This window comes from Cupriavidus sp. DF5525, assembly GCF_040149425.2.
Taxonomy (GTDB): Bacteria; Pseudomonadota; Gammaproteobacteria; order Burkholderiales; family Burkholderiaceae; genus Cupriavidus; species Cupriavidus pickettii_A.
The window spans coordinates 2828077-2853623 of the sequence record NZ_CP168266.1 but is presented as its reverse complement, the minus strand read 5'-3'; the positions used below and the strand labels follow the sequence as shown (position 1 = coordinate 2853623).

Sequence of the window (25547 nt, the reverse complement as noted above, 5' to 3'; positions counted from 1 at the left end):
CTCCTTTATTGGACCTGCGCGATGCGCAGCAGGTTGGTGGTACCGGCCACGGTGAACGGCAGGCCGGCCGAAATGACGATCTGCTGCCCGACCTCGCCGAACTGCTCCTTCAGCACGGTCCGGCTGGCCAGGTCGGTCATCTCCAGCACGTCGACCACTTCATGGCAAAGCACCGCATGCACGCCCCAGGCCAGCGCCAGCCGGCGCGCGGTGGCGACCCGTGGCGTCATGCCGAGGATCGGCACTTCCGGCCGCTCGCGTGCCATGCGCAGCGCGGAGTATCCCGAACTCGTGTAGGCCACCGCGGCAGGCACGCGCAGCAGGTTCGCCACGTGCCTGACGGCGTAGCCGATGGCGTCGGCAGCCTCGGCGCGCGGTGCCGAATGCGAAGCCTGGATGGCTTCGTGGTAGTGCGGGTCGGCTTCGGTGCGCGTGATGATGCTGTCCATCATGCGCACCGCTTCCACCGGATACTGGCCCGAGGCGGATTCCGCCGACAGCATCACGGCATCGGCGCCGTCGTAGACGGCAGTCGCCACATCGGAAGCCTCGGCACGCGTCGGCACCGGTGCGCTGACCATCGACTCCAGCATCTGGGTGGCGACAATCACCGGTTTGCCGGCCTTGCGGCAGGCACGGACGATGCGCTTTTGCAGCGACGGCACCTGCTCCGCCGGCATCTCCACGCCGAGGTCGCCACGGGCCACCATGACCGCATCCGATTCGGCGACGATCGCTTCCAGGCTCTGGATGGCGGCAGGCTTCTCCAGCTTGGCGATGATGCCGGCGCGGCCGTCCACGATCTGCTTGATTTCCTGGATATCCTCGGCGCGCTGCACGAACGACAGCGCAATCCAGTCCACACCCAGCGTCAGGCCGAAGTCCAGGTCGCGCCGGTCCTTCTCGGTCATCGCCGACAAAGGCAGCACCACGCCCGGCACATTGACGCCCTTGCGGTCGGACAGCGTGCCGCCATTGACCACCGTGGTCTCGGCAAAGTCGGAGCCACACCGCTCCACGCGCAGGCGCACGCGTCCGTCATCCACCAGCAGTTCCGTGCCTTCCTGCAGCGCCGCGAAGATCTCGGGATGCGGCAGGCTGACGCGCTCCACGGAACCCGGCGTCGACGCGTCCAGGTCGAACCGGAACTTCGCCTGCGCGGCCAGTTTCACCGGACCGCCCGCAAACGTGCCGATGCGCAGCTTGGGGCCTTGCAGGTCCAGCAGCACGCCGATGGGCCTGCCGCGCTCGTGCTCGATGGCGCGGATGGACTGCAGGCGTTGCTGGTGGTCAGCATGGGTGCCGTGGCTGAAATTGAGGCGGAACACATCGGCGCCCGCATCGAAAAGCTGCTCGATGATGGCCGGGTCTGTGCTCGCCGGGCCCAGCGTGGCCACGATCTTTGCGTTGCGAAGGCGTCTCATGCGTTTGCTCCGGAAGCGCGCGTCAACAGGATCGCGCGAAAATCATTGACATTGGTCAGCGTGGGGCCGGTTATCACGGCATCGCCCAGCGCCTCGAAAAATCCGTGGCCGTCGTTGGCGGCCAGCGCATCGTGCGGCCGCAGGCCGGCGCGCCAGGCGCGCTCCAGCGTGTCGGGCCCGATCATGGCCCCGGCGATCTCTTCCTGGCCATCGACACCGTCCGTATCACCGGCGATCGCATGGACCCCGGCTTCGCCGCGCAGGGTCAGCGCCAGCGACAGCAGGAACTCGACGTTGCGGCCGCCCCGCCCCGTGCCACGGACGGTCACGGTGGTCTCGCCGCCGGACAGCAGCACGCACGGTGCGGCAAACGGTTCGCCATGCCGGGCCGCTGCCAGCGCGATGCCACCCATGACGGTGCCGACATCGCGGGCTTCGCCTTCGATGGCGTCGCCCAGCACGTGGACCGCATAGCCGGCGTCGCGGCCGACGCGGGCCGCCGCTTCCAGCGCCAGCCGCGGCGTGGCGATGAATTCGGTGCGGATCCGTGCCAGCCGCGGGTCGCCGGGCTTGAGCGTCTCGGCGGCGTCGGACTCCAGCACGGCCAGTACATGGGCAGGCAGGTCGATCGCATAGCGCCTGACGATGGCCAGCGCATCGGCACGCGTAGTGGGATCGGGCACCGTCGGGCCGGACGCGATATCGATCGGGTCATCGCCCGGCACATCGGAGATCAGCAGGTTCAGCACCTGCGCCGGATAGCATGCCGCGGCCAGCCGTCCGCCCTTGATCGCGGACAGGTGCCGGCGCACGCAGTTCATCTCGGAGATCGTCGCGCCGGACTTGAGCAGCGCGCGGTTGATGCGCTGCTTGTCGTCCAGCGTGATGCCTGCCAGCGGAAGGGGAAGCAGCGACGATCCGCCTCCGGAGACCAGGCTGATGACGAGGTCGCCCTCGCCCAGGCCGGACACCAGCCGCAGCATGCGTTGTGCGGCAGCCAGCCCGGCATCGTCCGGCACGGGATGCGCGGCTTGCACGATCTCGATGCGCGAGCAAGGCACGGCATAGCCGTAGCGCGTCACGACCAGGCCTTCGAGCGGGCCGGGCCACGCCGCTTCCAGCGCGCTCGCCATCGCCGCCGAGGCCTTGCCGGCACCGATGACGATGGTGCGGCCGCGCGGCGGTGCGGGCAGGTACTGCGCCAGCGTGCGGGCCGGCTGGGCCGCGGCGATGGCGGCGTCGAACATGCGCCGCAGCAACGCGGCCGCTTCGGAACGATGCGTAGTCACGTCGCCCCCTTAGTGCATCAGCGTGGCGTGGGCATCGGCGGCGCGTGCAATGCGCGAGCCGATCGGGGAGGCGTCCTGATGGCCCTCGGGCACCGTGTCGCCTTCCTCTTCCAGCTTGCCGTCCAGCGCATCCGCAAGCTGCTTGCGGTCCACTGCGCCCACCCAGCGCGCAATCGCCAGCGTGCCTACCGCATTGCCGATCGTGTTGGTGATGGCGCGCGCTTCCGACATAAAGCGGTCGACACCCAGCAGCAGCACCATGCCGGCGACAGGGATCTTGCCGAGCGATGCCAGCGTCGCCGCCAGCGTGATAAACCCGGAGCCGGTCACGCCCGCCGAGCCCTTCGACGTCAGCAGCAGCACGCCGAGCACGACCAGCTGGTCCGTCATGGTCAGCGGCGTGTTGGTCGCCTGGGCGACAAAGATCGCCGCCATGGTGTAGTAGATGCACTGTCCGTCAGGGTTGAAGGTCAGTCCGGAAGGCACCACCAGCCCCACCACCGGCTTGGACACGCCGGCGTTTTCCAGCTTGCGCATCAGCTGCGGCACCACCGATTCCGACGAGCTGGTGCCGAGCACGGTGAACAGTTCGTCGCGGATGTACTTCAGGAATTTCCAAAGGCTGAAGCCGGAAAGCTTTGCCACGCCACCCAGCACGATCACCACGAACAGGAAGCAGGTGAGGTACATGGTGCCCATCAGCTTGCCCAGCGAGACCACCGAGCCCAGCCCGTACTTGCCGACGGTAAAGGCCATGGCGCCGAACGCCGCGATCGGCGCCAGACGCATGATCATCCCCACCACCGTGAAGATGCCGTGGGTAAAGGAGTCGAGGAAGTCCACCACCGGCTTGGCGCGCGCGCCGATATGCGACAGCGCGATGCCGAACAGCGTGGCAAACACCAGGATCTGCAGGATGTCGTTCTTGGCCAGCGCGTCGATGATGCTGGTTGGCACCAGGTTCATCAGGAAATCGATGAACGTGTGCGGCTTCTCCGCGGCGTGCGTGTAGCTGGCGATCGCCTTGGTGTCGAGGTGGGCGGGATCGATATTCATGCCGTGGCCCGGCTGGACCAGGTTGACGACCACGAGCCCGAGGGCCAGCGCGAATGTCGACAGCACCTCAAAGTAAATCAGGGCCCGCACGCCGACGCGTCCGAGCTCCTTCATGTTCTCCATGCGCGCGATGCCGAGCACCACGGTCGCGAAGATAATCGGCGCGAACACCATCTTGATCAGCTTGATGAACACGTCGCCAAGCGGCTTCAGGTCACTGCCGATATCGGGCGCCCACACGCCCAGTGCAACGCCGGCGCCCACGCCGATCAGTACCTGGACGTAGAGCTTGCCAAGCAGCCGTTGAATCATTGCTGTCTCCTGCTGTGTCGTAAGGCAAAGCGCTCCCGGAGCAGCTCTGGTCGGCTGCTTTCCTGGCCCGGAAGGCGATGCGGGCCGGGGTGGCCCGCAGGGTGCGGCCCGGCCGGCGCCGGGCGCGAAGAGTGGCGAGGCTGGCGCTCAGGCCGCCTTGACCTGCTTGCCGGCGGCGAGCAGATCGCACACGGCCTTGGTCACTTCGGCCGTGGTGGCCTTGCCGCCCAGGTCGCCGGTATGCAGCGCGGGGTTGGCTGTGACGGCTTCGACGGCCTTCATCACGCGCTGCGCCGCCTCGTTCTCGCCGAGGTGCTCCAGCAGCATGACCACCGACCAGAAGGTGCCGACCGGGTTGGCCAGGCCCTTGCCCATGATGTCGAAGGCCGAGCCGTGGATCGGTTCGAACATCGACGGATAGCGGCGTTCCGGATCGATATTGCCGGTCGGCGCGATACCCAGGCTGCCGGCCAGCGCCGCCGCCAGGTCGCTCAGGATGTCGGCGTGCAGGTTGGTGGCGACGATGGTGTCCAGCGACGCGGGGCGGTTGACCATGCGCGCCGTGGCGGCATCGACCAGTTCCTTGTCCCACTTGACGTCCGGGAAGTCCTTGGCCACCTGCACCGCGACCTCGTCCCACATCACCATGGCATGGCGCTGCGCGTTGGACTTGGTGATGACGGTCAGCAGCTTGCGCGGCCGCGACTGGGCCAGCTTGAAGGCGAAGCGCAGGATGCGCTCCACGCCGACGCGGGTCATCATCGACACGTCGGTGGCGGCTTCGATGGGATGGCCCTGATGCACGCGGCCGCCCACGCCCGAGTATTCGCCTTCCGAGTTCTCGCGCACGATCACCCAGTTCAGGTCTTCCGCGGCGCAGCGCTTGAGCGGGGCATCGATGCCCGGCAGGATGCGCGTCGGGCGCACGTTGGCGTACTGGTCGAAGCCCTGGCAGATCTTCAGGCGCAGGCCCCACAACGTGATGTGGTCGGGGATATGCGGGTCGCCGGCCGAGCCGAACAGGATCGCATCCTTGTCGCGCAGCGCATCGAGGCCGTCGGCGGGCATCATCACGCCGTGCTGGCGGTAGTAGTCGCCGCCCCAGTCGAAGTCCTCGAACTCGAAGCGGAAGTCAGCGCCTGCCGACGCCAGGGCCTCCATCACCTGGCGGCCGGCCGGCACCACCTCTTTGCCAATGCCGTCGCCCGGGATAGTTGCGATGCGGTAAGTCTTCATGGTTGTCTCCTGGTCAGAATCTCGTTGAATGCGCTTGAGTGCGTGGGACGGATTCTGGGCCGTGGACAGGGTATTGGATCGCTTGTAAAGTTAAAGCATTGTTAACCTCAGATTAAAGATCGGAATGGCCTCCTCACCGGGTATCCAGCCATCGGAGCTGGGATTCTTCACCTCAGTGGCCACCGCAGGCAGCCTCAGCGCCGCGGCGCGAGACCTCGGCATCACCACGGCGGCGGTCAGCAAGCGCCTGGCGCAGATGGAGTCGCGCATCGGCATGCCGCTGGTGACACGCACGACACGGCGCATGAGCCTGACCCCCGAAGGCGAGGTCTACCTCGAGCACGCCAGGCGCATCCTCAGCGAAATCGACGACCTCGACCAGCTGCTGACCCGTTCCAAGGGCCGGCCGAGTGGCCTGCTGCGGGTCAACGCCACGCTCGGGTTCGGGCGCATGCACGTGGCGCCGGTGATTTCGGAGTACGTCACCACCTACCCCGAGGTCGACGTGCAGTTGCAGCTGTCCGCCGACCCGCCGCCGCTGACCGAAGACGCGTTCGACGTCTGCATCCGTTTTGGCCCGCCGCCCGACGCGCGCATCGTGGCCAAGCGGCTGGCGCCGAACCGGCGGCTGCTGTGCGCCTCGCCCAAATACCTGCGCGACCACGGCGCGCCGCACACACCGTCGGACCTGCGCCGCCACAACTGCATCGGCATCCGCCAGGGCAGCGACGCCTACGGCGTCTGGCGCCTGACCACCGGCAAGGGAGCGAAAGCGCGCACGGAATCGGTCCGCGTGCGCGGCAATCTCACCACCAATGACGGCGAGATCGCCGTGAACTGGGCGCTCGAAGGTCACGGCATCCTGATGCGGGCCGAGTGGGACATCGAGCGTTTCCTGCGCAGCGGGCGGCTGGTGCAGGTCCTGCCGCAGTACGCGACGCCGGAAGCCGACATCTATGCCGTCTACCAGCAGAGGCACCAGCTGTCGTCGCGGATCCGGCTGTTCGTGGAGTTCCTTGCGGCGAAGTTCAGTGAGTTTGGGAAGTAGCGGCAAGCCTCGAACGCGTCAGCGCCCAGAGCTTCGGGTATGACCTCGTCTACAGCGCGCGTGCCGTGGAGCGTCCTGCGACCAGGCTGCTGCGGGAGTGGGTGAAGGCGACGTTTGCCCGCTGAAGCCAGGGAGAAGCGGCGCGAGAGACCCATGCCATCTGCGCCAGCCGCGGCTTCAAGCCGCCGCTGGCATGGCCATCCCTCCCCTCAGCGCGACTTCGCGGGCGTGACAGAGATCGCAAGCGCTTCGGTGTAGACGGCCTGCACCTGGTCTCCGCGGCGAACCGCCTTCAGTTGCCCCGGATCCTGGACATGGACGTCCACCATCCTGCCCTTCGGCCCCTTGAGCGTCACCATGCCGGTCTTTTGGTTGACAGCCACCACGTCGGCGGTGACCGTGACCTCGCGCCCGACCGTGCCGCCGGGCTTGGCGCCGGGCGCCGCCCGGTCCACGGTCTCGCGTTCGATGCTGGAGCGCATGCCGGTCTGCCGGTTCAGGCTGACCGACAAAGCCTCCTTGTATTCGACCGTGACCACATCGCCCACACGGAGTTGCTCAAAGTTGAGCACGTCGTCGCCGACCTGGACATCGGTGAGCTTGCCCTGCTTGTTCTTGAGCGTGACGGTGCGCGTGGCAGCATCGATGGCCGTCACCGTGGCCGTGGCCTTGACGGTACCGGTCACCATGGTGGCACCCACGCCCGATGCCACGTCCACGCGCGTCTCGGGTTGTGCCATCACCGGGAGGGCCGCCGCGGCCAGCGCGGCCACGACGATTAGCCTGGAGGGATTCATGCCGAGCTCCTCGCGTCAGTCAGGACGCATGCAGGCCATTGTGCAACCCTCGGGTTCGATTTGCCAGAGCATTCTCTCCGTGCCCGGTTGGCGCCCATCGCGGTAGGAATGCCCATTACTGAGCACCCCCCGCACAGATCCGTACGAGCCCGATTCGGGCATACGGCTCCTACCTCGGGTGTTTGACGGCAAAGCGCCGGTCCGGCCATGGATGAAGGATTCGAGGCTGCGGGAGCCAGGCATCCGCGATCCGCTCGACCCGCGTCCACGTCATATGATCCTTTTGGCTGCGGCGCCTGAGCGCACGCCGCCAGAGGTCAACAACGTGGTAACGGAACGCGCTGAGCGCTCGCGAGTTCGTTGGTACCGCGTGGTACGCGAAGTATCCGCGCACCACCTGCCCAAGCCATTTTCCTTGCGCAGGAATCGGGTCGTGCATGCGCCGTCGCAGGTCCTCCTTGATCTGCCTGAGCTTCGCCCGCATGCGATCACCGCGAGTCTTCCTCTGCAACTGGAAGGCACCGCGACGCGATCGTCCGCAGATAAAGATGAAGCCCAGGAAGGCGAAGGTCTCCGGCCGGCCAAGGCCTCGACTCTGGCGGTTGGCCGCTGCGTTGCGGCCAAACTCCAGTAGCCTCGTCTTGTCCGGGTGAAGCGCAAGCGAGAACTCCTCCAGCCTCTGTCGCATCGCGTCCCAGAAGCGCCGCGCGTCAGCTTCGTGCTCGAAGCCAACCACAACATCATCCGCGTACCGCAGAATGATGACGTTGCCTTTAGCTTCCCGCCGTCGCCACCGGTTGGCCCAGAGATCAAACACGTAGTGCATATACACGTTCGCGAACAGTGGCGAAGCCACCGAACCCTGCGGTGTACCGGTTTCACTGACGCTCAGTTCCCCATTCTCCAGAACGCCCGCCTTGAGCCATTTCCGCACAAGGCGAATGACGCGCTCGTCGCCGATCCGATGCTCCATGAACCGAACCAGCCAGTCCTGACTGACCGAGTCGAAGAAGCTCCGGATGTCGGCGTCTAGGATCCAGTTCACCGGGGTGCGGATGATGGCCGTTGCCAACGCGTCCAACGCATCATGCTGACTGCGTCCGGGTCGGAACCCGTACGAGAAACCGAGGAAGTCTTCCTCGTAGATCGCATTTAGCACTCCAACCACCGCGCGCTGGACGATTTTGTCTTCCAGTGCGGCAATCCCCAATGGACGCTGTTTGCCGTCCGGCTTTGGTATGTACTGCCGCCGAACGGGTAGCGCCCGATACGCTCCGCTGAGTACTTGCGTGTGCAGACGCTGGAGATGCTCCTCCAGTCCTGCCTCGTAGTACCTCCACGTCATGCCATCCACTCCCGGAGCCGCGTTGCGTTTGAGCGCATAAAACGACTCCCGAAGCCGGTCGGCAGTGACGTGATGCAGCAACGCAGTGAACCGCTCCTTCTTCCGCTGCCTTGCAGCTCGCCGTACACGTTCCAGCCCCTGTGGCACGCTTGCCCGGTTCTGCGCCCGGCACGTGTTGGACTGACCCATGTTCCCCTTGGTCCCCGCCCTTCGCTCCACCCACTCCGCAGCCGATTTCCCGGCATTGTTCGCAGGCTTCCTCGCTAGTACGGCGGAGTCTGACTTCTCCCGTCCGTTCATCATCGGCTACGGCTCCTCGCCTTCCCGATGCGGACCAGGCCATGCTGCGACTGGCCAGACGAGAGATCTCCCGGTTCCCGCGCAAAGAGCGTCCGTGCGTGCCAGGGTCTTGGACCACGCCGGGTCGTCGAGGCACTCGCGTTCACGCGCCCCTTCATGTTGCCTTCCGCGTTCTGAACCGCGTCGGCACCCGGAACAACACAACTATCGCGGCTCGATGGCTGGCCCGCACGTTCCCCTACCGACGCTTCGCTGACCACCTCACGGTGGCCTGCGCACGGCTCGGGGCCGATGTGGTTCGCTATTCCTTCATCGCAGTGGACTTTCACCACCTACTCCTTACCGGTCTCCCGGCGCACTCAGAACCTGTGGCGGATGCCTACCACCGCGCCCAGCTGGTTCGAGCCCGGCTGCACGTTGATGATGGCGTTCGCGCCGGTGCCGCTGTTGTAGCCGTTAACGCCCAGGTACGAGTTTTCCTTGTTGAGCGCATAGGCCACCGACGCATAGAGATCGGTGCGCTTGGTGAACGTGTAGTCGCCCGTCACCACGAACTGCCACGGGTCCGACCCGGTATGGCGGAAATCCTGGTAGTAAGCCGCACCCATCAGCGTGAACGCCGGCGTCAGCTTGTACGACAGGCCGAGCCAGTAGAGGTTCGAGCCGGCATTGGCCGCTTGCGCGCCGGGCAACATGGCGCCGTCGAAGGCCTTGGCCAGCCGGTAGCCGGCGAACACCTTGGCCGGTCCCACCGCATACGTGCCGGCCACCGCATAGCGCCGCAGCACCGGCGCCTGGTTGGCCGGGGTGCCGACATGCGCATCGTCATAGGCCAGGCCTAGCGAAAACGGGCCGCTGGCGTAGCTGAGGTAGGCGCCGTACTCGCGGCCGAATACGTTGCTGCCCGCTACCTCGTTGCCGTTGGCCTGGAATGAGTAGAAGGCCGATGCGGTGAGGTCGCCGAACTTGCCGACATACTTGACGGCATTGTCCGCGCGCGCGCCAAACTCAGGCGCGATCCCCAGGATGCCGTAGCGGTCGGCCGTCGCGGCGGGATCATACAGGTTGTTGAAGTCGCGCAAGGCGGTCTGCTGCCGTCCGAACAGCAGACCGCCATATGGGCTTTCCACGCCGACATAGGCATTGCGCCCGAACAGGCGCCCGCCCTGGGCCGAGTTGCCGGTATCCAGGTCGAAGCCACTTTCCAGCAGGAAGACAGCCTTCAGCCCGCCCCCCAGGTCCTCCGTGCCGCGCAGGCCCCAGCGCGAACCGGACTGGTTGCCGGAACTCATCCGGAACAGGTTGTCGCCACCGGCGCCTGCATTGCTGTTGTATTCGATGCCGGCATCGACGATCCCGAACAGGGTGACGCTGGTCTGGGCATACACCGCATTGGTAGCTACGGATGCGGCGATTACCGCGAATGTCTTCTTCATGGGTCCTCCAATCGTCTTTTTTGGCTCGTCTTCAGGGCAGCAGCGATTTGACGGTGGGCGTGTATCCGCCCTGTTTCCATGAGGGCGTGGATTTGAAAGCGTCTGTGTATGGATGCCGCCTGCACACACATCGATACATGGCGACGGCAGGAAATGTGCCGCCAAACCGTCACCGCGCGACGAACCCACGCCGCTCGCGTATCGCAATGTGTGAAGCAACGGCATTGACAAGCAGTTATACAAGCATCGCCCCTGGCGGAAACATTGGGGATACACCGCAGCGGTGAAATGCAAGCTCCGGACGCGGTTCAGATGCCATGGGGTGATCAACGCCGTGCGCACTTGAACCATCGTACCGGATGCCCTGCAGAACTCAAGAAGGACCTAAACCAACATGAAACCCATCACGATCTCTTCCCTCGCCGCTGCCCTGCTCTTCTCGACGCTCGCGGTCGCGGCACATGCCGCCGACGCCAGCGGTGCAGCCCGACCCCTGACGCGCGCGGAAGTGCGTGCCGACCTTGAAGCCTGGACGCGCGCAGGCCTAGCCGAGTACTGGCGCGGCGACCGCGGCCCCGATGTCAACAGCGCGGAATACCAGCGCCGGTTTGCCGTTTATGAAAGCCTGCGGGCGGCCCAGGGAGACGCCGCCGCGCGCTGATCCGGCAAGAACGACGCGCGCCCACGTGCAACTGCGCCACCCGGAGTAAGCTCCCCGGGTGGCGCAGTTGCCGTGAGTGCCAGGCATTGCTGAAAGTCGATCGCCATCGCGGCGATCATCAACGCCTGTAGCCATTGGTGCGCAGGCGCTACAGTCGCGACAGGCGTGACGGCTATATATGACGACCGCCGCGCCCAGCCGGGATTACGTACGCCATTTGCCGCCGCGCACCAACTCCGTCACCGCCGTCGAAGGCAAGATAGCTGGTCGGGTTCTCGAACAGCATGGCGCGGCCGAGCACGTCCTGCGCCATCGAGATATTTGGCGCAGACGATATCCAGCGCCTCTTCGGTATAGGGGAGCGGCAGCAGGTCGTGCGAATTGAATCCGCCGATCCGAGACCAGCTCAGGGGCTCGGAGACATAGAGGGGCTCGGTCTTGTCGACCAGGGCCTTGAGCCGGCGCAAGTGGGACATCAGGCGCGGGCGCCGTCCAGGTAGGGATCGACGTTGCGCGCGCCGTCGGTGAACGGATCGCGAGCGTCCTGCACGGAGCGGGCACCGTCGGTGAACGGGTCGCGTGCGCCCTGCACGGAACGGGCGCCGTCGCTGTACGGGTCGCGCGCGCCCACGTTGCCGGCCTGGGCGCCCGCTGCGGCGGCAACCAGGGCGATGGCAAGGACGATGCGCTTGGTGAATTGGGTAGTCATATTGGTTTCCTGGAGAGATTGCGTGGGGTATTGCGGGCCGGGGATCGCTATGCTTGCGCGCCGCCGTGCCGCCAGACGCATTTAAGAAGACCGATGTATCTCGCCCATTGCGGGCAAAGGCCGTTTGTGTGAGGGCACGTATCGTGCCGCCGGCTCGATACAAGGAGGTACAAAGAGGCGCAGGAAACCGGCCTTGCGAGCAGGCCGGAAGGAGGCGGGGGAAGGCGGTGTGGTCTCGCCGGATGCAGGAAAGTGCCGGGAGCGCGGCGCGCTCAAGGACCGGCCACAGCAGGATCGGGGCTCGGAATGTCCTCTGTCAGTTCGGGCGGATCCGTCCCACCTCAGTATCTCAATACATATGGCAATCATAGTTGCCAACCTGCCCGACGCTCAGCCATGCTTTAACTCGGCCAAAATTCGCGACACTGGTGCAGTATAAGTCACATAATGCATATCCTAGCGGCAGATCGTGCTACTATGAAATCAATAGACGACTGGGAGGGAAAGGTGCGACGCAACGCCAAACCGGTAACCACGAGCTGCCCGATCGCCCGATCCGTGGAGGTGGTGGGCGACAAATGGAGCGTGCTGATCCTGCGCGAGCTGTACCTAGGTGCCACCCGCTTCGAGGAGATCCAGATCCAGACCGAAGCGACACCGCAGATGCTTGCCACGCGCCTGAAGGCGCTGGAAGCGGACGGCATCATCGAGCGCCATCCGTACAGCGAACGGCCGCTGCGGTACGAATATCGGCTGACCCCGAAGGGCAACGCGTTCTACCCCGTCGTGCAGGCCCTCAGGGTGTGGGGCGAGACCTGGTGCAAGAGCCGGGGGGAAGATTTTGCCGTGAAAGTCACCCATCGCGCCTGTGGGCACGAAGTCGGGCCCGGCAGCGCGTGCCCGGCGTGCGGGACAACGGTCGACAGGAGCGATCTCGAGCTGTCGCTGAGCCCGGGCTTTGAACGCGAGCGGGAAGCGAGGCGGATTGCGTTCAAGGAGGGCAAGCGGTGAGGTTCGAGGGTTCATGAACGGGCACGCCGCCTGATGGAGCTTTGATATGAACGATCTACTGGAGCAGGTTGTTGCCGCACATGGCGGTCTTGAACGCTGGAATGCTTTCCAGACGGTAAGCGCCACCATCGTCTCCGGAGGCGATCTTTGGCCGGCAAAAGGCCTGGTCGCGGACGACAACCCCCGTCGTGTCACCGCAAAGACCCAGGAGGAATGGATGACGGTGACTCCCTACGGAGCATCCGACCACGTCATGACGTTCGTTCCGAACCGGGTCGTGATCCGGGACGGCAACAACGCGACCATCGCAGATCGGGAAAATCCAAAGACAGCGTTTGACGGCCACGGCCTGGACACACACTGGGATCCACTGCACCGTGCCTATTTCAGTGGCTATGCCCTGTGGACCTATCTGACAACGCCGTTTCTGCTCGCCATGCCAGGCGTTGCCGTCGAGGAGGTCGCTCCCTGGAGCGAGGACGGCGAGACCTGGCGGGTTCTGCGTGCCACGTTTCCGCCTGCCATTGCCACCCACAGTCCGGTTCAGGAATTCTATTTCGGTCCGGATTTCCTGCTTCGCCGTCACGACTATCAGGTTGACGTGTCCGGCGGCCTACCTGCGGCTCAGTATGTTTATGACATCGTTGAAGCCCAGGGCATCCGCTTCCCGCGTCAGCGACGTGCCCACCCGCGCGGCGCGGATCTGCGCCCGGATCGCGATCGCACGCTGGTCTGGATCGACCTGTCCGATTTCGAGCTTCGGTAAACGCACAACTGGGAAGGGTCGACGGTGGCCAACCGGCTAATCGCCGACCACCCCCCTTCCCGGCCAGAAGCGCCCACCGCCAGTCATCCTTGAACGGCGGCAGGCACAAGCCAGATGCGTCGAGACCGCTGTTCAGTGACTTGCTGCCTCCACAGCGCCGATACCGGTCTCGGAGCGCAACTCCTGGGCTTCAAAGCCAGCCTTGTCCAGTAGCGCCCGCTTCGACTTGTCGGTAATCGAGAAGAACCAGATCCCGAGGAAGCCAGCCGTCATCGAGAACAATGCCGGGGACGTGTAGGGGAACGGCGCGTCCTTGAAGTGGAACACATCGACCCAGACCGCCTGCGACAGGATGGTCAGGACCACCGCCGTCAACAGTCCCAGGAAGCCGCCCGCGGTCGCGCCCCGGGTGGTGCAACCCTTCCACAGCACCGACATGAACAGCACCGGGAAGTTGGCCGACGCCGCCACGGCGAAGGCAAGCGATACCATGAACGCGATGTTCTGCTTCTCGAAGACAATGCCGAGGACCACCGCGACCATGCCGAGAATCACGGTCGTGATACGCGACACACGCAATTCAACGGCACTGGTCGCCTTGCCCTTCTTGAATACCGTTGCATAGAGATCGTGCGACACGGCTGATGCACCGGCAAGGGTCAGGCCGGCCACGACGGCCAGGATCGTTGCAAACGCCACGGCGGAGATGAAACCGAGGAACACATTCCCGCCAACCGCGCTGGCAAGATGTACGGCCGCCATATTGACGCCGCCATGCAGCTTGCCGCTGGCATCCTGGAAGCTCGGGTTGGTTCCGACCAGCACGATCGCGCCAAAGCCGATGATGAAGGTCAGGATATAGAAGTAGCCGATCCAGGTCGTTGCCCAGAACACCGACTTGCGCGCCTCCTTGGCGTTGGGCACGGTGAAGAAGCGCATCAGGATGTGCGGCAGGCCTGCCGTACCGAACATCAGCGCAATGCCAAACGAGATCGCCGAGACGGGATCCTTGATGAAGTTGCCCGGCCCCATGATGGAGTCCTGCTTGGCGTGGACTTCGACGGCTTTCGCGAACAAGGCCTCGGGGCTGAAGTGGAACTGGGCCAGCACCATGAAGGCCATGAACGAAGCGCCGCCGAGCAGCAGGCAGGCCTTGATGATCTGTACCCACGTCGTCGCCGTCATGCCGCCGAACAGCACGTACACCATCATGAGCCCGCCCACGATGACCACGGCGATCCAGTATTCCAGCCCGAACAGCAGCTTAATCAGTTGCCCCGCGCCCACCATCTGCGCGATCAGGTAGAAAGCCACCACCACCAGCGTGCCCGACGCCGCGAATGCACGCACCGGCCCCTGCTTGAAGCGATACGCCGCCACGTCGGCGAAGGTGAACCGGCCCAGGTTGCGCAGCCGCTCCGCCATCAGGAAGGTAATGACCGGCCAGCCGACAAGGAAGCCAATGGAATAGATCAGGCCGTCATAGCCGTTGGCGTAGACCGCAGCCGAAATGCCGAGAAATGACGCCGCCGACATGAAATCCCCGGCGATCGCCAGGCCGTTCTGGAAGCCGGTGATGCCGCCCCCACCCGTATAAAACGCCGCGGCGGATTTGGTCTTCGATGCCGCCCACTTGGTGATGTACAGCGTGCCGATGACGAACAGCATGAACATCCCGATTGCCGTCCAGTTGGTCGGCTGCCGCACCGCCTGGCCAAGGTCGCCACCGGCCGCGAGCGCGGCCGTCGACAACAGCAGCGCCGCACAGGCGAGGATTGCGTGACGGGTCTTCATGCGACCTCCCGCTTGATCTGCTCTGTCAGCTCATCGTAGGCGCCGTTGGCATGGCGTACGTAGAACCCGGTGATGGCGACGGTAAAGACGATCACGAACAGGCCGATGGGCATGCCCCACGTCATCACCCCGGTTCCCATCTTCGCGGCAAGAAGTTCCTTGTCAAAGGCGATGAGCAGCACGTAGCCGTAATAGATGACGAGCATGGCGGCGGTCAACGTCCATCCAAGCCTTGAGCGCCTGTGGACCAGCTCGCGATACCGGGGATTTGCCTTCAGTCTCCTGACCAGATCTTCATTCATTCCTGTCTCCTGCCATTTATGCTTCGCATTGCGGTTGCAGCCGATGCTGCGCCGGATGCGATTAGTCCGCGCTGGCGTGCCGTTCCGACAGGCCCATGCGTGGCGTCATCCGAAGTCCGTGCTGCATAAATTAACGGGCTCCCCTTACCTGCTTCTTACACGGGGCGTCGAATTTCGCCCCGGGTAAACGCGTAGGCAATGGATGCAGGGGTACTGAACGCCACCGACGGCTGCACGGATGCCATGCTGTGTAGGAATCGGCACGGCCGTGCCTGCGGGCTCATCAGCACATGCTTGCATTTGGCGCAACGTGCGGCAAAGGTTCGTCTGCAGGATGGCCAGACGTTGCCCAGGATGAGAATGGCGGGATCGAAAGCCCGCGAATGTTGTGCTCGCCGTTACCTTGGCTGCTGAGCTTCTTTGCTGCGCGAGGACAACCATCAAACTCAAACGGGTGAAAGATTGTGCCGCCCCTCAAGGCGACCCGAATCGAATTTGAGAAGCATCTGATCGGGTGCTAGATTGAATCGGGGAAGGCCCGATACCAGTCCCTGTACTTCCAGGCCCTCTGGGTACGGGTCAGCCCGCACACCAGCATAACGATGAAGTAATCTGGCGCGTCGTCGGTGTGCAGCTAAATCGTCCCTCATAACATGGCGCTTCCGGGTTACCTGTGTCGGTACGCATGGACGCTGCGTCGCCACACTGAACGACACATCTCACCTGGCGCTGCACATCAGCGAAAAGCGTTGCACTCCGCGGGGTCCCACACAGCTTCAGGGGAGAAACACTTTCCGCGCGAGCCGGAGCTTTTCAACTCAGCGGGCAGCGTGGAGTCGCCCCTTCCATTGGGCACTCCACGCCTTCATACCCCCAAGGAGCCCCGATTACGCCGGCGCGTTATCAGTGGCTGCTCGCCTTCAGCGCCAGCGGGGCATCCTGGGTTGCGTTATCAGAACGCGAAGGAAGAATGCCATGAACAAGAAGAAATTCATCCTCTGTGCTATCAGTGTAAGCGCCTCACGAAGACCGTTCTTGCCCCTGTCCCATAGATCACGAGATGCTGTCTGCTTTGAGGATGTTCCGTTACCCAGTAACGCACAGCGAGGTCGTTACTGGGTAACGGTCGCAAAGGAGAAGCGAGATGGCACAAACGACGGCACAGCGGCAAGCCGCCTACCGAGCAAGGCGCGTGACGACAGGCAACGATGGTAACGGAGAGCGTCGGTTGAGCATGTGGGTGACCACGGAGGCGGACTTTGCCCTTGCTCGCCTGGCGCGCCGTTACTCGGTAACGAAGCGAGAGATGCTGGAGCGGTTGATCGTGCGGGCTGACGACGCGATTGTCCGCAGACTCGATCCGGACTCGCCTGATTGGGACACGTACTTCTTCGCTCGCCGGGCGCCCAGCCACGTTACCGGGTAACGGAGTGTTTTGTGCAGGCGAGTGGGGGCGCTTCCACGCCGTGAGCCGTGAAGCGGGGTCATTCAGACGGCAGCAGTTGGTCAGGCGCCTGGCGGCGCGGTGGGCAGGTTCCGCAGGTGTGCGTGGGCACGCCAGGGCAGCAATTCTTCAACGCGGTTGATCGGGTGATCGGCAATGCCGGTCAGCACATGGCACAGGTAGGCGCGCGGGTCGATGCCATTGAGCTTGCACGAGGCGACCAGCGAATACATGGCCGCCGCCCGTTCGCCGCCGCTGTCGGAACCGGCAAACAAGAAGTTCTTGCGGCCCAGGGCGACACAGCGCAGCGCGTTCTCGGCGATGTTGTTGTCAATCTCGGCGGTCCCGTCGTCGCAGTACAACGTCAGCGCATCCCACTGGTTGAGCGTGTATTGGATCGCCTTGGCCGTCTCGGATTTTGCCGACAACGTCTGCAGTTTCGCCCTGAGCCAGGCGCCGTAGCGCTCAAGCAGAGGGCGGGCTTTCTCCTGGCGCACCCGCAGCCGCTCAGCCGGCGGTTTGCCGCGGATGCCGGCCTCGATGGCGTAAAGCTCACCGATACAACGCAGTGCCTCGGCAGTCGTTTCGGACGGCGTGCGCACGTGAATGTCGTAGAACTTGCGTCGCGCATGCGCATGGCATGCCGCTTCGCGAACCGAGCCGTCTGCAAACAACTCGTTGAAGCCGGCGTATGCGTCCGCCTGCAGAATGCCGCCAAATCCGCTCAGATGGCGCTGAGGATGCTCCCCCCTGCGGTTGGGCGAATATGCGAACCATACCGCAGGCGGTTCTGCCGAGCCTGCCCGGGTATCGTCGCGCACATAGACCCACAGCCGGCCAGTTCGCGTCTTCTTGTTGCCAGGCGCAAGCACGGGAATCGGCGTGTCGTCGGCGTGCAGCTTGGTACCGGCTATCACGTAGCGGCGCAAGGCCTGCACCAGCGGATCGAGCAATGCCTCGCACATGCCGACCCATCGGCCCATGCTGGCCGGGTCCAGCGTGACGTTCTCGCGTGCGGCGATGGCCGACTGTCGGTACAGCGGTTGATGGTCGGCATATTTGGCCACGAGGATGTCGGCGAGCAAGCTCGGGTGGGCAATGCCGCGCTCGATCGGCAAGCTCGGTGCCGCCGGCTGCGCGATGTGCCGGCAGCAGGCGCAGATCTTCTTGCGCCGGACGGTGCGAATGACCTTGAACGCCGCCGCGATACGGCCAAGCTGTTCGGACACGTCCTCGCCCAGCGGTTGCATCTGGCCGCCGCACTCGGGGCAACTCGCCTCGGGCTCAAGCACCTGTTCCTCGTGCGGCAGGTGGTCCGGCAGGGCTTCGCGCGAAGCGCGCTGATGGCTGGGCGCCTTGCTCTCGCCGCTTGCCGGCGCTTCGCGAACCTCTGCCGCACCGCGGCTGCCAGTCAGGTCCTCCAGCCGGGTCTCCAGGCGTGCAATCTCCCGGTCCAGTTGCTCAGATCTGCGACCGAACTGCATGCGCTTGAGCTTCTCGATCTGCGCCTTGAGTTGTTCGATTTCCAGATCGCGCTCGACCAGATCCTGCCGCATTCGCGACAGCGACGCCTGGGCCTCGAGCAACATGGCTTTGAGGGCATCGATGTCGTCAGGAAGGTCGTTGGCATCCGGCATGCCGCGCAGTTTACGCAGGTGCCGCGCCGTTTACAACAGCGTTTACAACATCGACAGCGGCTCGGCCGTGCGGCGCGGTTGCCGCCAGTCGATCCCCTCGAGCAGCATCGACAGTTGCGCGTGTGTCAGGTGGATCTTGCCGCTGTCGGCCTGAGGCCAGACGAAACGGCCGCGCTCGAGCCGCTTGGCGAGCAGCCAAAGTCCGTCACTGGTGGCCCAGAGAATCTTGACCAGGTCCCCTCGGCGGCCCCGGAAGATAAACACGTGGCCACCCAGCGGGTTTTCCTGCAGCGCGGTCTGCACCTTCGCGGCCAGGCCATGGAAGCCGCAGCGCATGTCGGTCGCTCCCGCTGCCATCCAGATGCGCGTGCCCGCCGGCAAGCCAATCATCGGGACAGCTCGCGAATCAGCAGGCGCAGCATATCCGGCGCCACCTCGCCGCGAATCCGCAAGCGCGCACGGTCGAATTCAATCTCGCAGACATTCTCGGACGGCTGTGCTGCACTGAGCGGCGCCGCCGGCGTATGCGCGGCCGCCTCGGCGACGATGCTCACCGGCAACAGTGCCGGCACCGTTGTCTCCTGTTTCGTCGCTACGCCCTCAGCCGACGTCGGCAACCCGTAAGCTCCGTCCAGATAATGCCGCCGCCACTTGAACAGCAGGTTCGCGTTGATATCGTTGCTGCGCGCGACCAGCGCCACCGACGCGCCTGGCTCAAATGATTGTTCGACCAGCCGCCGTTTGAACTCGGCCGGGAAGTTCGGCCGCTTGTACACGCCGCCAGCACGGCGCCCACTCAACGTCTTGTCCACTTTGGTGTCCGCAATAATTTGGTGGGCACCAAATTACCCAAGACCTCAATCAGTGCGCCAGAACGGTCTTCGTGAGGCGCTTACCTATCAGCGTGCTTTCGCTTGACCTCGGCTACGTAGCCTCGACGGCGAACGCCCAAACCAGTCAAAGCTCCGACACGAGGATTGGATGCGTCTATCGCACCCAGACTGGCGCGCGATTCATTGACGCCTCCACCCGCAATCGGGATGAAGTTGCCAACGACATTCAAGCGATCCACAAGCAAGGGATCAATGGCCTTGTTGACCCATGCCTGGCCGGGCAAACAAGGAACGTCCCCGCCGCTGTCTATCAAGCGATGGCCAGACGGTCTCCAACCACGTTCCAGGTGCTGGTTCCGCAGCCCGCCAGCGTTGACCAGGCAACAACGGCGACGAGCAGGTCACTGGGGCAGTTCCCACCGGCAGCCGGTTTCCGCTTCCGATACGCCTATCTGAACCTGGATGCCCTGGCGCCGTCGGGATTCTTCCCGCTTTTCATTCCTGTCGGCATCACCGACAACAACAGGGTCGTTGGCAATGTGTATGACAATGACTTCAACGGCTTCCTGGCAATCTATGAGAGGGGCGCTATAAAGGTGCTTTCCCCAGGGGCATTCCCCACGGCCGTATCGCACCTTGGCAACATCGGCGGCTATGTCATCACCGACCCGAATCAAGGCTTAACGCAGGCGGCACTTTTCCGCGAACACAGCATTGAACTGATTCCGCGGGCTCCCGGTGAAATCTCCAGCCTGGTCTTCACCATCAATGATTTTGGCGTTGCCATTATTGGTTCATTTGACGCCAACGGACAGGGCACGCCATACATCTACGCCAACGGCAAGCTCCGGCCTTTGAACCTGAACCTCGAAGGCAATATCGTCATTGCCACGATCAACAACTTTGGGACAGTCGTCGGCTACCGTTACCTCAACGGAATCTATACGGCATATCGTCACAACATCATCACGGGACATACGACGCTTCTGCCGCCATTGCCCACGGAGCCCCACTCCTGGGCGCTTGGCGTCAATGATCTTGGCGACGTGGTGGGGTACTCCTTCGTGATCTCAGGACTTGAACGAATCGGAATCTGGAACCCTGGCGCCAGGTTCGAGACCTACTTCACGGAGGGAACCCCGGAGTACCCAACCATCAGCAACTTTCTTCTGATCAATAACAGCCGACTGATTGTCATAACGCTGTCATTCAACGATCCGCAGAGTTACATAGTCCCCAGGAAAGGAACCCGCCTGGCCCTCGCCGACCTCATCGACTACGACGCCACTGCCGATGGCGCCCCGCGGTGGATCTTCGGGCTGAACAACTCAGGCGCAATGACCGGAACCACGTTCCTCGTCGACTTCCTGATCACCCCGAAACTCAGCTGGTAGGGTGTTCGGAATCAGCGATGGTGGCACCCCGCCATCATCGCTCGCCGACGATACTATCCCCCCAAGAGAGACAGAGGTCTTGTCCCTGCCCGCGTTGTCGTTGCCCGGGCCACTTCTGCCGCGCATCGCCTCGCTAAGGTATGCTTGCGCCTTCGGAACGATCTACTCCAGAGGGGCAAATGCGGCGCGTCGTATTCAATCAGAAGGGTGGGGTTGGCAAGTCGACTATCGTATGCAATCTCGCGGCGATCAGCGCCAGCGAGGGCTTGCGTACCCTGGTCATCGACCTGGATGCGCAAGGGAACTCGAGCCAGTACCTGCTGGGCGCGAAGGCCGCAGAGGCAAGCCCGACGGTGGCGAACTTCTTTGAAACTTCCCTGACCTACACCTTCAAGCCGGTGGACCTGACGTCCTTTGTCCACCCGACGCCGTTTGAGAACCTGGATGTGATGCCGGCGCATCCTGATCTGGATTCCCTCCATGGCAAGCTCGAATCCCGCTACAAGATCTACAAGCTGCGCGATGCCCTGCTCGAGCTGGAAGCAATCTATGACGCCATTTACATCGACACGCCACCGGCCCTGAATTTCTATACCCGGTCCGCACTGATCGCCGTGGAGCGCTGCCTGATCCCGTTCGATTGCGATGACTTCTCGCGCCGTGCCCTCTACACGCTGCTGGATAACGTGAAGGAAATCCAGCAGGACCACAACGATGGGCTGCAGGTCGAAGGAATCGTCATCAACCAGTTCCAGCCGCGCGCCAGCCTGCCGATCAAACTGGTCGAAGAACTGGTAAGCGAGGGCCTGCCGGTACTGGAATCGCGGCTGTCTTCATCGGTGAAGATCCGGGAATCGCACCAGCACGCCACCCCCATGATCCATCTGGATCCGCGCCACAAGCTTGCGCAGGAATACGTGGCGTTACACCGGGAGCTGGCTGGCTGAAGCACACGCCAAGCGGCTCGGGACATCAAGCATTGAGTGGGAGCGATGGCTTCTGGTCGCCTGGGCATGCCACGCGGCGACTCACACCACGGTGGCTGAGCTCCTCCAGCATCCTGGCGCTTTCGGCAGCGTCCTGGTTATCGTCGACAACCAGGATACGACCAGCGGTGAGCGCATCAGGGCGCGTAGGCGAGGCGCCCAAGTGGGTACATTGGTGAACGGGACAGCGGGCCGCCTGGCTTGCCACCAAGCATGCCGAAGTGGTTGGCTCACTGAGATGCGTTCCTGATGTGCCTAGTTGGCCACCGCGTGCAAACGTGGGCCTGACGGAACGCTCCAATATGGCGCCAGGATGCGCGAGCGCACTCAACGTCCACAACGATGTCGTGCTATGACCCGGTATGCGCTCGTTTCCCTGAACAGGGTTGTCGATCCGCTCCCACGGCGACTTTGCGGGCGTCGCAAACCTGCCGCATTTTGGTCATTTTCTGCGGGACATAGCTTGAGGTTTGCCGGCAATCGTCGCAACCCGAGTCCCAGGAAAGATATCTCCTGTGTCGGAGATTTAGCGCGTATGCTGAGATTGCCAGTCCGGCGGAGCAAATGACCAGGAGTACCAGCATGGCCAAAAGTCAACTACGTGGCAATCGCGAAGCCAAGAAACCGAAGCAACCCAAGAAGCCGTCGGTACCCGCTTCCCCCTTCAGCACGGTTCAGTCTCGCGTGGGGAACGATGATGTCGCCAAGAAGCGGAAGTGAGTAAGCTTGGGCACGAGGACGCAAGATCTTGCCAACCAGGCAGCCGGTGACGTTCCACATGGATTCTAAATACCTCCAATGGAAGCGCAGACTGCTTCGGGAGATGCATATGATTCATGACAACAAGGACACGACTTTCCGAGGGCTTCCACTTACCGCAGAACAAAACTCGGAGATCCGTCACTACTTCAAAAGGAAGGCCAGGCTGGGCCAGCCATGGAATACACCCGAGTTGCACGGCATGCTCGAGGACATGTTGTTGCCTCCAAGTACCGAGGATGACAACCAAGGTGACATCCCCCCTGATGCATTTTCCGTCGCAGAACGCGCTGCCGCGTTCATCGACCAGGAAATGGAGCCAATCGAGGCGTATGAGGAATGGCACGCCGCGATGGAAGCCGAGAGCATGAAAGGGGGTATGCGATGAGGTGTGGCCACACACTTGGTGCAGCTGGAGTGCGGCCCTTCGAACGCGCCCACACGGACTCGGGTCGTCCGAGGGAGGTCCAATGACAATCTGGCCACTTGCTTTCCTGGGGATGCTGATCGCGCTCTACGCCCTTATCATCCGAGTGGGAATCCACCGCAAGCCGGTGCTCCACAAAGCGAAGCACTCGCTTCGGTACTGGCGGAATCGCCTGGCCCACGTGGCCAGGTAATAGAGCCGCGCCGAGCCCACCGCCCAATGGTCGCCTTCACCCGCTTGCGTCACATCCCTGCTTACGGGTATATTTTTGCGCGATGACTCCATCGCGGAGACTTCCCATGAGCGCATACATCGCCCGCAATCGGGCCAGTGCAGTTGAGTACATCAAGGCACGCGCAGAGGGCACGGTCGAACTGGACTATGAGTCGGCGTGGGAGGATGCGCTCGAGCTCGGACGCCTTGGACAAAAATGTGGCGTCGATGTCCAGTATCGAACCTCCGAGCATATCTGCGTCGAATCCGCTGACGCCCTGGCCCGAGGGCTGCGGGGCGAAAAACTCACGTTCAGACAGCGGTACCTCTACTGCAGATTCGACCTGAATGCACTGACCGAGGAGAGCCTGTGCGAACTGGAAAGCCTGGCCATCGAGCACGGCGACTACATCTTGCCTGGCCACTTGCTGCAGGAAACGACACTCGTCTGGAGGTAGACGGGCCCGGCCTTTCCACAGTCGGCTTAGCAACGCACTTGCCCGCCCCCCACGGCCAATACCTGGGCCGTGACACAGCGCCTCATCATCATCTTTCATATCGCTCGCGTTCTCGCTCGGCATGAGGTGCCAGATCCCCATAAGGCAAGCAAGACAGCATAAGGTAGCAAATCTACTTAAGAACAATCCCTACAGGCGGAAGGGTCCCCACAAAAGTAGGATAGAAGGACCAATTAAGCGTGAAGGAACACGCCATGCGTCCTCACTATGCCACCGAGACCGACCGGCCGGAGATCGAAGCACTCCTACGCGCCTCCTCCCTGTCCGTCACGGGGGTGCGCGAACATATCACTCAATACATGGTAGTCCGCGACAACGCGGGGCTTCTCGGTTGCGCAGGTTTGGAGCGCTATGAGAATACCGGCGTCCTTCGCGGACTCGCTGTTGCGCTACGCGCAAGGTCTGCAGGTCTTGGCGAGCTTCTGATCTCCGCCATCGTGGCAGCCGTCCGTCCGGAGGGCGTCGAGTCCATCGTGCTGCAGACAAAGACCGCGGCCGGCTATTTCGCGCGCCTGGGCTTTATGCCAATCAGCGATTCAGACTTGCCACCGGCCGTACTCCCCTCGCAGGAATTCCGCCGCGACCAGCAAGATGTCGGGACGTTGATGCATATTGCCTTGTGACAGGCAGTCCTGGGCCGACCAACTCGACTATCAGCCAAATGGATTAGTGCGCAGACACGGTCCACCCTCCTGCCATCTCACCCGCTTTACCTATTGCAAAGGCCCCCGCTACCCTGAAGAATGGGCTTATGGATGACGGGGGGCTGACCATGGAAATGCGTTGGGAAAAGCTTTACTCAGGTGGACTGACCGAATTCCGTAAGTCCGAGTGGGCAATCTGCCGGCCCATGCGCCGGGCAAAAGCCCTGAACGTGGCATGCCTGGGCACGCTGCTGACGGTATTGGCCATTGGGACCGTGCTGATCTTCCAGTAATACGTTCGCCGGGATCCCAGGCGAACATCCTTTCCGCTTTTGTCTATTGTCCCGTGCAAGACCTGGGCAGGATGCGACCGACCAGGGTCGCTTGCCTGCCAGTTTCGGCCGCACAGCGGTGACTCACGATTGCAAGAGTAATCCCAGACAGACAGGGCAATCTCCAATCCGTAGACCAGCAAGAAGCTATCCCGCGCGGCGTGTGAGACCCACCCAAACGTTCCAAATGCAGGACGCAGCCAGGAAGGCCGTAGAATCCGCGGTGACAATCTGTTCCAGCACCGTGAATTTACTTGCCAGCCTCGAGATGAAGAAGGTCACCCTACTCTGCGCCGCCCTGTTGACATCCCTCGCCGCCCACGCGGCACCTCCTGCAACCCAGCCCGAAGCCTCAGGCAATACCGCGGCGCCGCTCGGACTGGAGCTTGGCAAGGCCAGGTGCTCGCGGCTGGCGCCGCCACAGAATCACGCCAGGACCGGCAAATCCGAGTGGGCCGGTGGCGATACGGTGGAGCTCAGGCATCTGGAACGCTTCCACCTTCCAGGCCTGACGCGTGTCATCCTGAACTGCGACGCCCAGGACACCGTGGTGCTGATGACGATGACGTTTGAGCGGTCGGCGCTGGATGAAGTGCGCAAGAAGCTGGACGACCGCTATGCCTCCCTGCGCAAGACCGAAGGTGCGGCCGAGAACGGCTACGCCGAGTGGGCGGCCGCCAACGGCAGCCTGGAGCTGCTCTACGGGCGCGACAGCAAGCACTTTACGGTGGCGTACTGGGCGAAGGGTGCCAAGGCCAGGTACTTCGCGTACAGCGGCACTGCCGACAAGAAGCCCGCCGCGGCCACGCCTGCTGCAGCGCCCCAGCCCGCGCCGCTGTAACGGGCTGGCAGCGCGCGCGCTGATGGCCCGGCC

General features: G+C 63.4%; 24 protein-coding genes and 2 pseudogenes. 12 read left to right on the top strand and 14 right to left on the bottom strand.

Annotated features, from left to right (window positions below):
* Positions 1–5: 5 nt before the first annotated feature.
* From pyk to ABNX08_RS34265, 4 genes are all read right to left on the bottom strand, one after another.
* Complete coding sequence (pyk, locus tag ABNX08_RS34280) at positions 6–1424, bottom strand: pyruvate kinase (RefSeq protein ID WP_022537639.1); 1419 nt, start codon at positions 1422–1424, stop codon at positions 6–8.
* Positions 1421–2671 carry a glycerate kinase gene (locus tag ABNX08_RS34275; RefSeq protein WP_051369943.1) on the bottom strand — a complete coding sequence of 417 codons (1251 nt, stop codon included), beginning with the start codon at positions 2669–2671 and terminating at the stop codon, positions 1421–1423. The genes pyk and ABNX08_RS34275 overlap by 4 nt, the downstream gene beginning before the upstream one ends.
* A 51-nt stretch (positions 2672–2722) precedes the next feature.
* Positions 2723–4081 (bottom strand): dicarboxylate/amino acid:cation symporter, encoded by a 1359-nt coding sequence (locus ABNX08_RS34270; protein ID WP_022537637.1) that lies wholly within the window; start codon positions 4079–4081, stop codon positions 2723–2725.
* 147 nt (positions 4082–4228) lie between these two features.
* Positions 4229–5317 (bottom strand): tartrate dehydrogenase, encoded by a 1089-nt coding sequence (locus tag ABNX08_RS34265; RefSeq protein ID WP_022537636.1) that lies wholly within the window; start codon positions 5315–5317, stop codon positions 4229–4231.
* A 124-nt stretch (positions 5318–5441) separates the two neighbouring features.
* Between ABNX08_RS34265 and ABNX08_RS34260 the strand changes: the two genes are divergently transcribed.
* Complete coding sequence (locus ABNX08_RS34260) at positions 5442–6365, top strand: LysR family transcriptional regulator (RefSeq protein ID WP_022537635.1); 924 nt, start codon at positions 5442–5444, stop codon at positions 6363–6365.
* A 209-nt stretch (positions 6366–6574) separates the two neighbouring features.
* On the opposite strand, the gene ABNX08_RS34255 is transcribed toward ABNX08_RS34260, so the two are convergent.
* The 3 genes from ABNX08_RS34255 to ABNX08_RS34245 all read right to left on the bottom strand — a co-directional run bounded on the left by ABNX08_RS34255 (position 6575) and on the right by ABNX08_RS34245 (position 10243).
* Positions 6575–7162, bottom strand: a complete 588-nt coding sequence (locus ABNX08_RS34255) for a hypothetical protein (protein ID WP_022537634.1) — start codon at positions 7160–7162, stop codon at positions 6575–6577.
* A gap of 169 nt (positions 7163–7331) precedes the next feature.
* Complete coding sequence (gene ltrA, locus ABNX08_RS34250) at positions 7332–8807, bottom strand: group II intron reverse transcriptase/maturase (RefSeq protein ID WP_041681499.1); 1476 nt, start codon at positions 8805–8807, stop codon at positions 7332–7334.
* 359 nt (positions 8808–9166) lie between these two features.
* Positions 9167–10243 carry a porin gene (locus ABNX08_RS34245; protein WP_022537633.1) on the bottom strand — a complete coding sequence of 359 codons (1077 nt, stop codon included), beginning with the start codon at positions 10241–10243 and terminating at the stop codon, positions 9167–9169.
* Between the two features lie 394 nt (positions 10244–10637).
* Here ABNX08_RS34245 and ABNX08_RS34240 point away from each other — a divergent pair, with 394 nt between their 5' ends.
* On the top strand, positions 10638–10904 hold the full coding sequence (locus tag ABNX08_RS34240; RefSeq protein WP_022537632.1) for a DUF4148 domain-containing protein: 267 nt from the start codon (positions 10638–10640) through the stop codon (positions 10902–10904).
* Between the two features lie 239 nt (positions 10905–11143).
* Here ABNX08_RS34240 and ABNX08_RS34235 read toward each other — a convergent pair whose 3' ends face one another.
* Both ABNX08_RS34235 and ABNX08_RS34230 read right to left on the bottom strand, forming a co-directional pair.
* Positions 11144–11380, bottom strand: coding sequence for a DUF692 family multinuclear iron-containing protein (locus ABNX08_RS34235; protein WP_349607659.1), 237 nt, complete (start codon positions 11378–11380; stop codon positions 11144–11146).
* A 5-nt stretch (positions 11381–11385) separates the two neighbouring features.
* A pseudogene (locus ABNX08_RS34230) lies at positions 11386–11613 on the bottom strand (hydroxyquinol 1,2-dioxygenase); the annotation flags it as partial.
* Between the two features lie 507 nt (positions 11614–12120).
* Between ABNX08_RS34230 and ABNX08_RS34225 the strand changes: the two are divergent.
* Both ABNX08_RS34225 and ABNX08_RS34220 read left to right on the top strand, forming a co-directional pair.
* Positions 12121–12624: a helix-turn-helix domain-containing protein gene (locus tag ABNX08_RS34225; RefSeq protein WP_041681678.1), complete on the top strand. Its 504-nt coding sequence runs from the start codon at positions 12121–12123 to the stop codon at positions 12622–12624.
* Between the two features lie 46 nt (positions 12625–12670).
* Entirely contained in the window at positions 12671–13390 is a 720-nt protein-coding gene (locus ABNX08_RS34220; RefSeq protein ID WP_022537628.1) for a hypothetical protein, read from the top strand.
* A 132-nt stretch (positions 13391–13522) separates the two neighbouring features.
* On the opposite strand, the gene ABNX08_RS34215 is transcribed toward ABNX08_RS34220, so the two are convergent.
* Both ABNX08_RS34215 and ABNX08_RS34210 read right to left on the bottom strand, forming a co-directional pair.
* Complete coding sequence (locus ABNX08_RS34215) at positions 13523–15184, bottom strand: cation acetate symporter (RefSeq protein ID WP_022537627.1); 1662 nt, start codon at positions 15182–15184, stop codon at positions 13523–13525.
* Positions 15181–15486 (bottom strand): DUF485 domain-containing protein, encoded by a 306-nt coding sequence (locus tag ABNX08_RS34210; RefSeq protein WP_022537626.1) that lies wholly within the window; start codon positions 15484–15486, stop codon positions 15181–15183. The genes ABNX08_RS34215 and ABNX08_RS34210 overlap by 4 nt, the downstream gene beginning before the upstream one ends.
* Positions 15487–16630: 1144 nt before the next feature.
* On the opposite strand from ABNX08_RS34210, the gene ABNX08_RS34205 reads away from it, so the two are divergent.
* Positions 16631–16912, top strand: coding sequence for a hypothetical protein (locus ABNX08_RS34205; protein ID WP_022536745.1), 282 nt, complete (start codon positions 16631–16633; stop codon positions 16910–16912).
* An 80-nt stretch (positions 16913–16992) separates the two neighbouring features.
* On the opposite strand, the gene ABNX08_RS34200 is transcribed toward ABNX08_RS34205, so the two are convergent.
* The 3 genes and pseudogenes from ABNX08_RS34200 to ABNX08_RS34190 all read right to left on the bottom strand — a co-directional run.
* Positions 16993–18567, bottom strand: a complete 1575-nt coding sequence (locus ABNX08_RS34200; protein WP_022536744.1) for an IS66 family transposase — start codon at positions 18565–18567, stop codon at positions 16993–16995.
* Positions 18568–18609: 42 nt separating this feature from the next.
* Positions 18610–18957, bottom strand: a complete 348-nt coding sequence (gene tnpB, locus ABNX08_RS34195; protein ID WP_022536743.1) for an IS66 family insertion sequence element accessory protein TnpB — start codon at positions 18955–18957, stop codon at positions 18610–18612.
* Between the two features lie 250 nt (positions 18958–19207).
* A pseudogene (locus ABNX08_RS34190) lies at positions 19208–19301 on the bottom strand (transposase); the annotation flags it as partial.
* Between the two features lie 170 nt (positions 19302–19471).
* Between ABNX08_RS34190 and ABNX08_RS34185 the strand changes: the two are divergent.
* The 7 genes from ABNX08_RS34185 to ABNX08_RS34155 all read left to right on the top strand — a co-directional run bounded on the left by ABNX08_RS34185 (position 19472) and on the right by ABNX08_RS34155 (position 25514).
* A complete protein-coding gene (locus ABNX08_RS34185; RefSeq protein ID WP_041681677.1) occupies positions 19472–20794 on the top strand; it encodes a hypothetical protein in 1323 nt (440 codons plus the stop codon).
* Positions 20795–20973: 179 nt separating this feature from the next.
* A complete protein-coding gene (locus ABNX08_RS34180; protein WP_022537623.1) occupies positions 20974–21741 on the top strand; it encodes a ParA family protein in 768 nt (255 codons plus the stop codon).
* Positions 21742–22609: 868 nt separating this feature from the next.
* Positions 22610–22927, top strand: coding sequence for a hypothetical protein (locus ABNX08_RS34175; protein WP_022537622.1), 318 nt, complete (start codon positions 22610–22612; stop codon positions 22925–22927).
* A gap of 338 nt (positions 22928–23265) precedes the next feature.
* Positions 23266–23637: a hypothetical protein gene (locus ABNX08_RS34170; protein WP_022537620.1), complete on the top strand. Its 372-nt coding sequence runs from the start codon at positions 23266–23268 to the stop codon at positions 23635–23637.
* A gap of 239 nt (positions 23638–23876) precedes the next feature.
* On the top strand, positions 23877–24320 hold the full coding sequence (locus tag ABNX08_RS34165) for a GNAT family N-acetyltransferase (protein WP_349605834.1): 444 nt from the start codon (positions 23877–23879) through the stop codon (positions 24318–24320).
* A gap of 149 nt (positions 24321–24469) precedes the next feature.
* Positions 24470–24634, top strand: a complete 165-nt coding sequence (locus ABNX08_RS34160) for a hypothetical protein (RefSeq protein WP_349605832.1) — start codon at positions 24470–24472, stop codon at positions 24632–24634.
* Positions 24635–24941: 307 nt separating this feature from the next.
* Positions 24942–25514 (top strand): hypothetical protein, encoded by a 573-nt coding sequence (locus ABNX08_RS34155; protein WP_041681676.1) that lies wholly within the window; start codon positions 24942–24944, stop codon positions 25512–25514.
* Positions 25515–25547 lie beyond the last annotated feature (33 nt).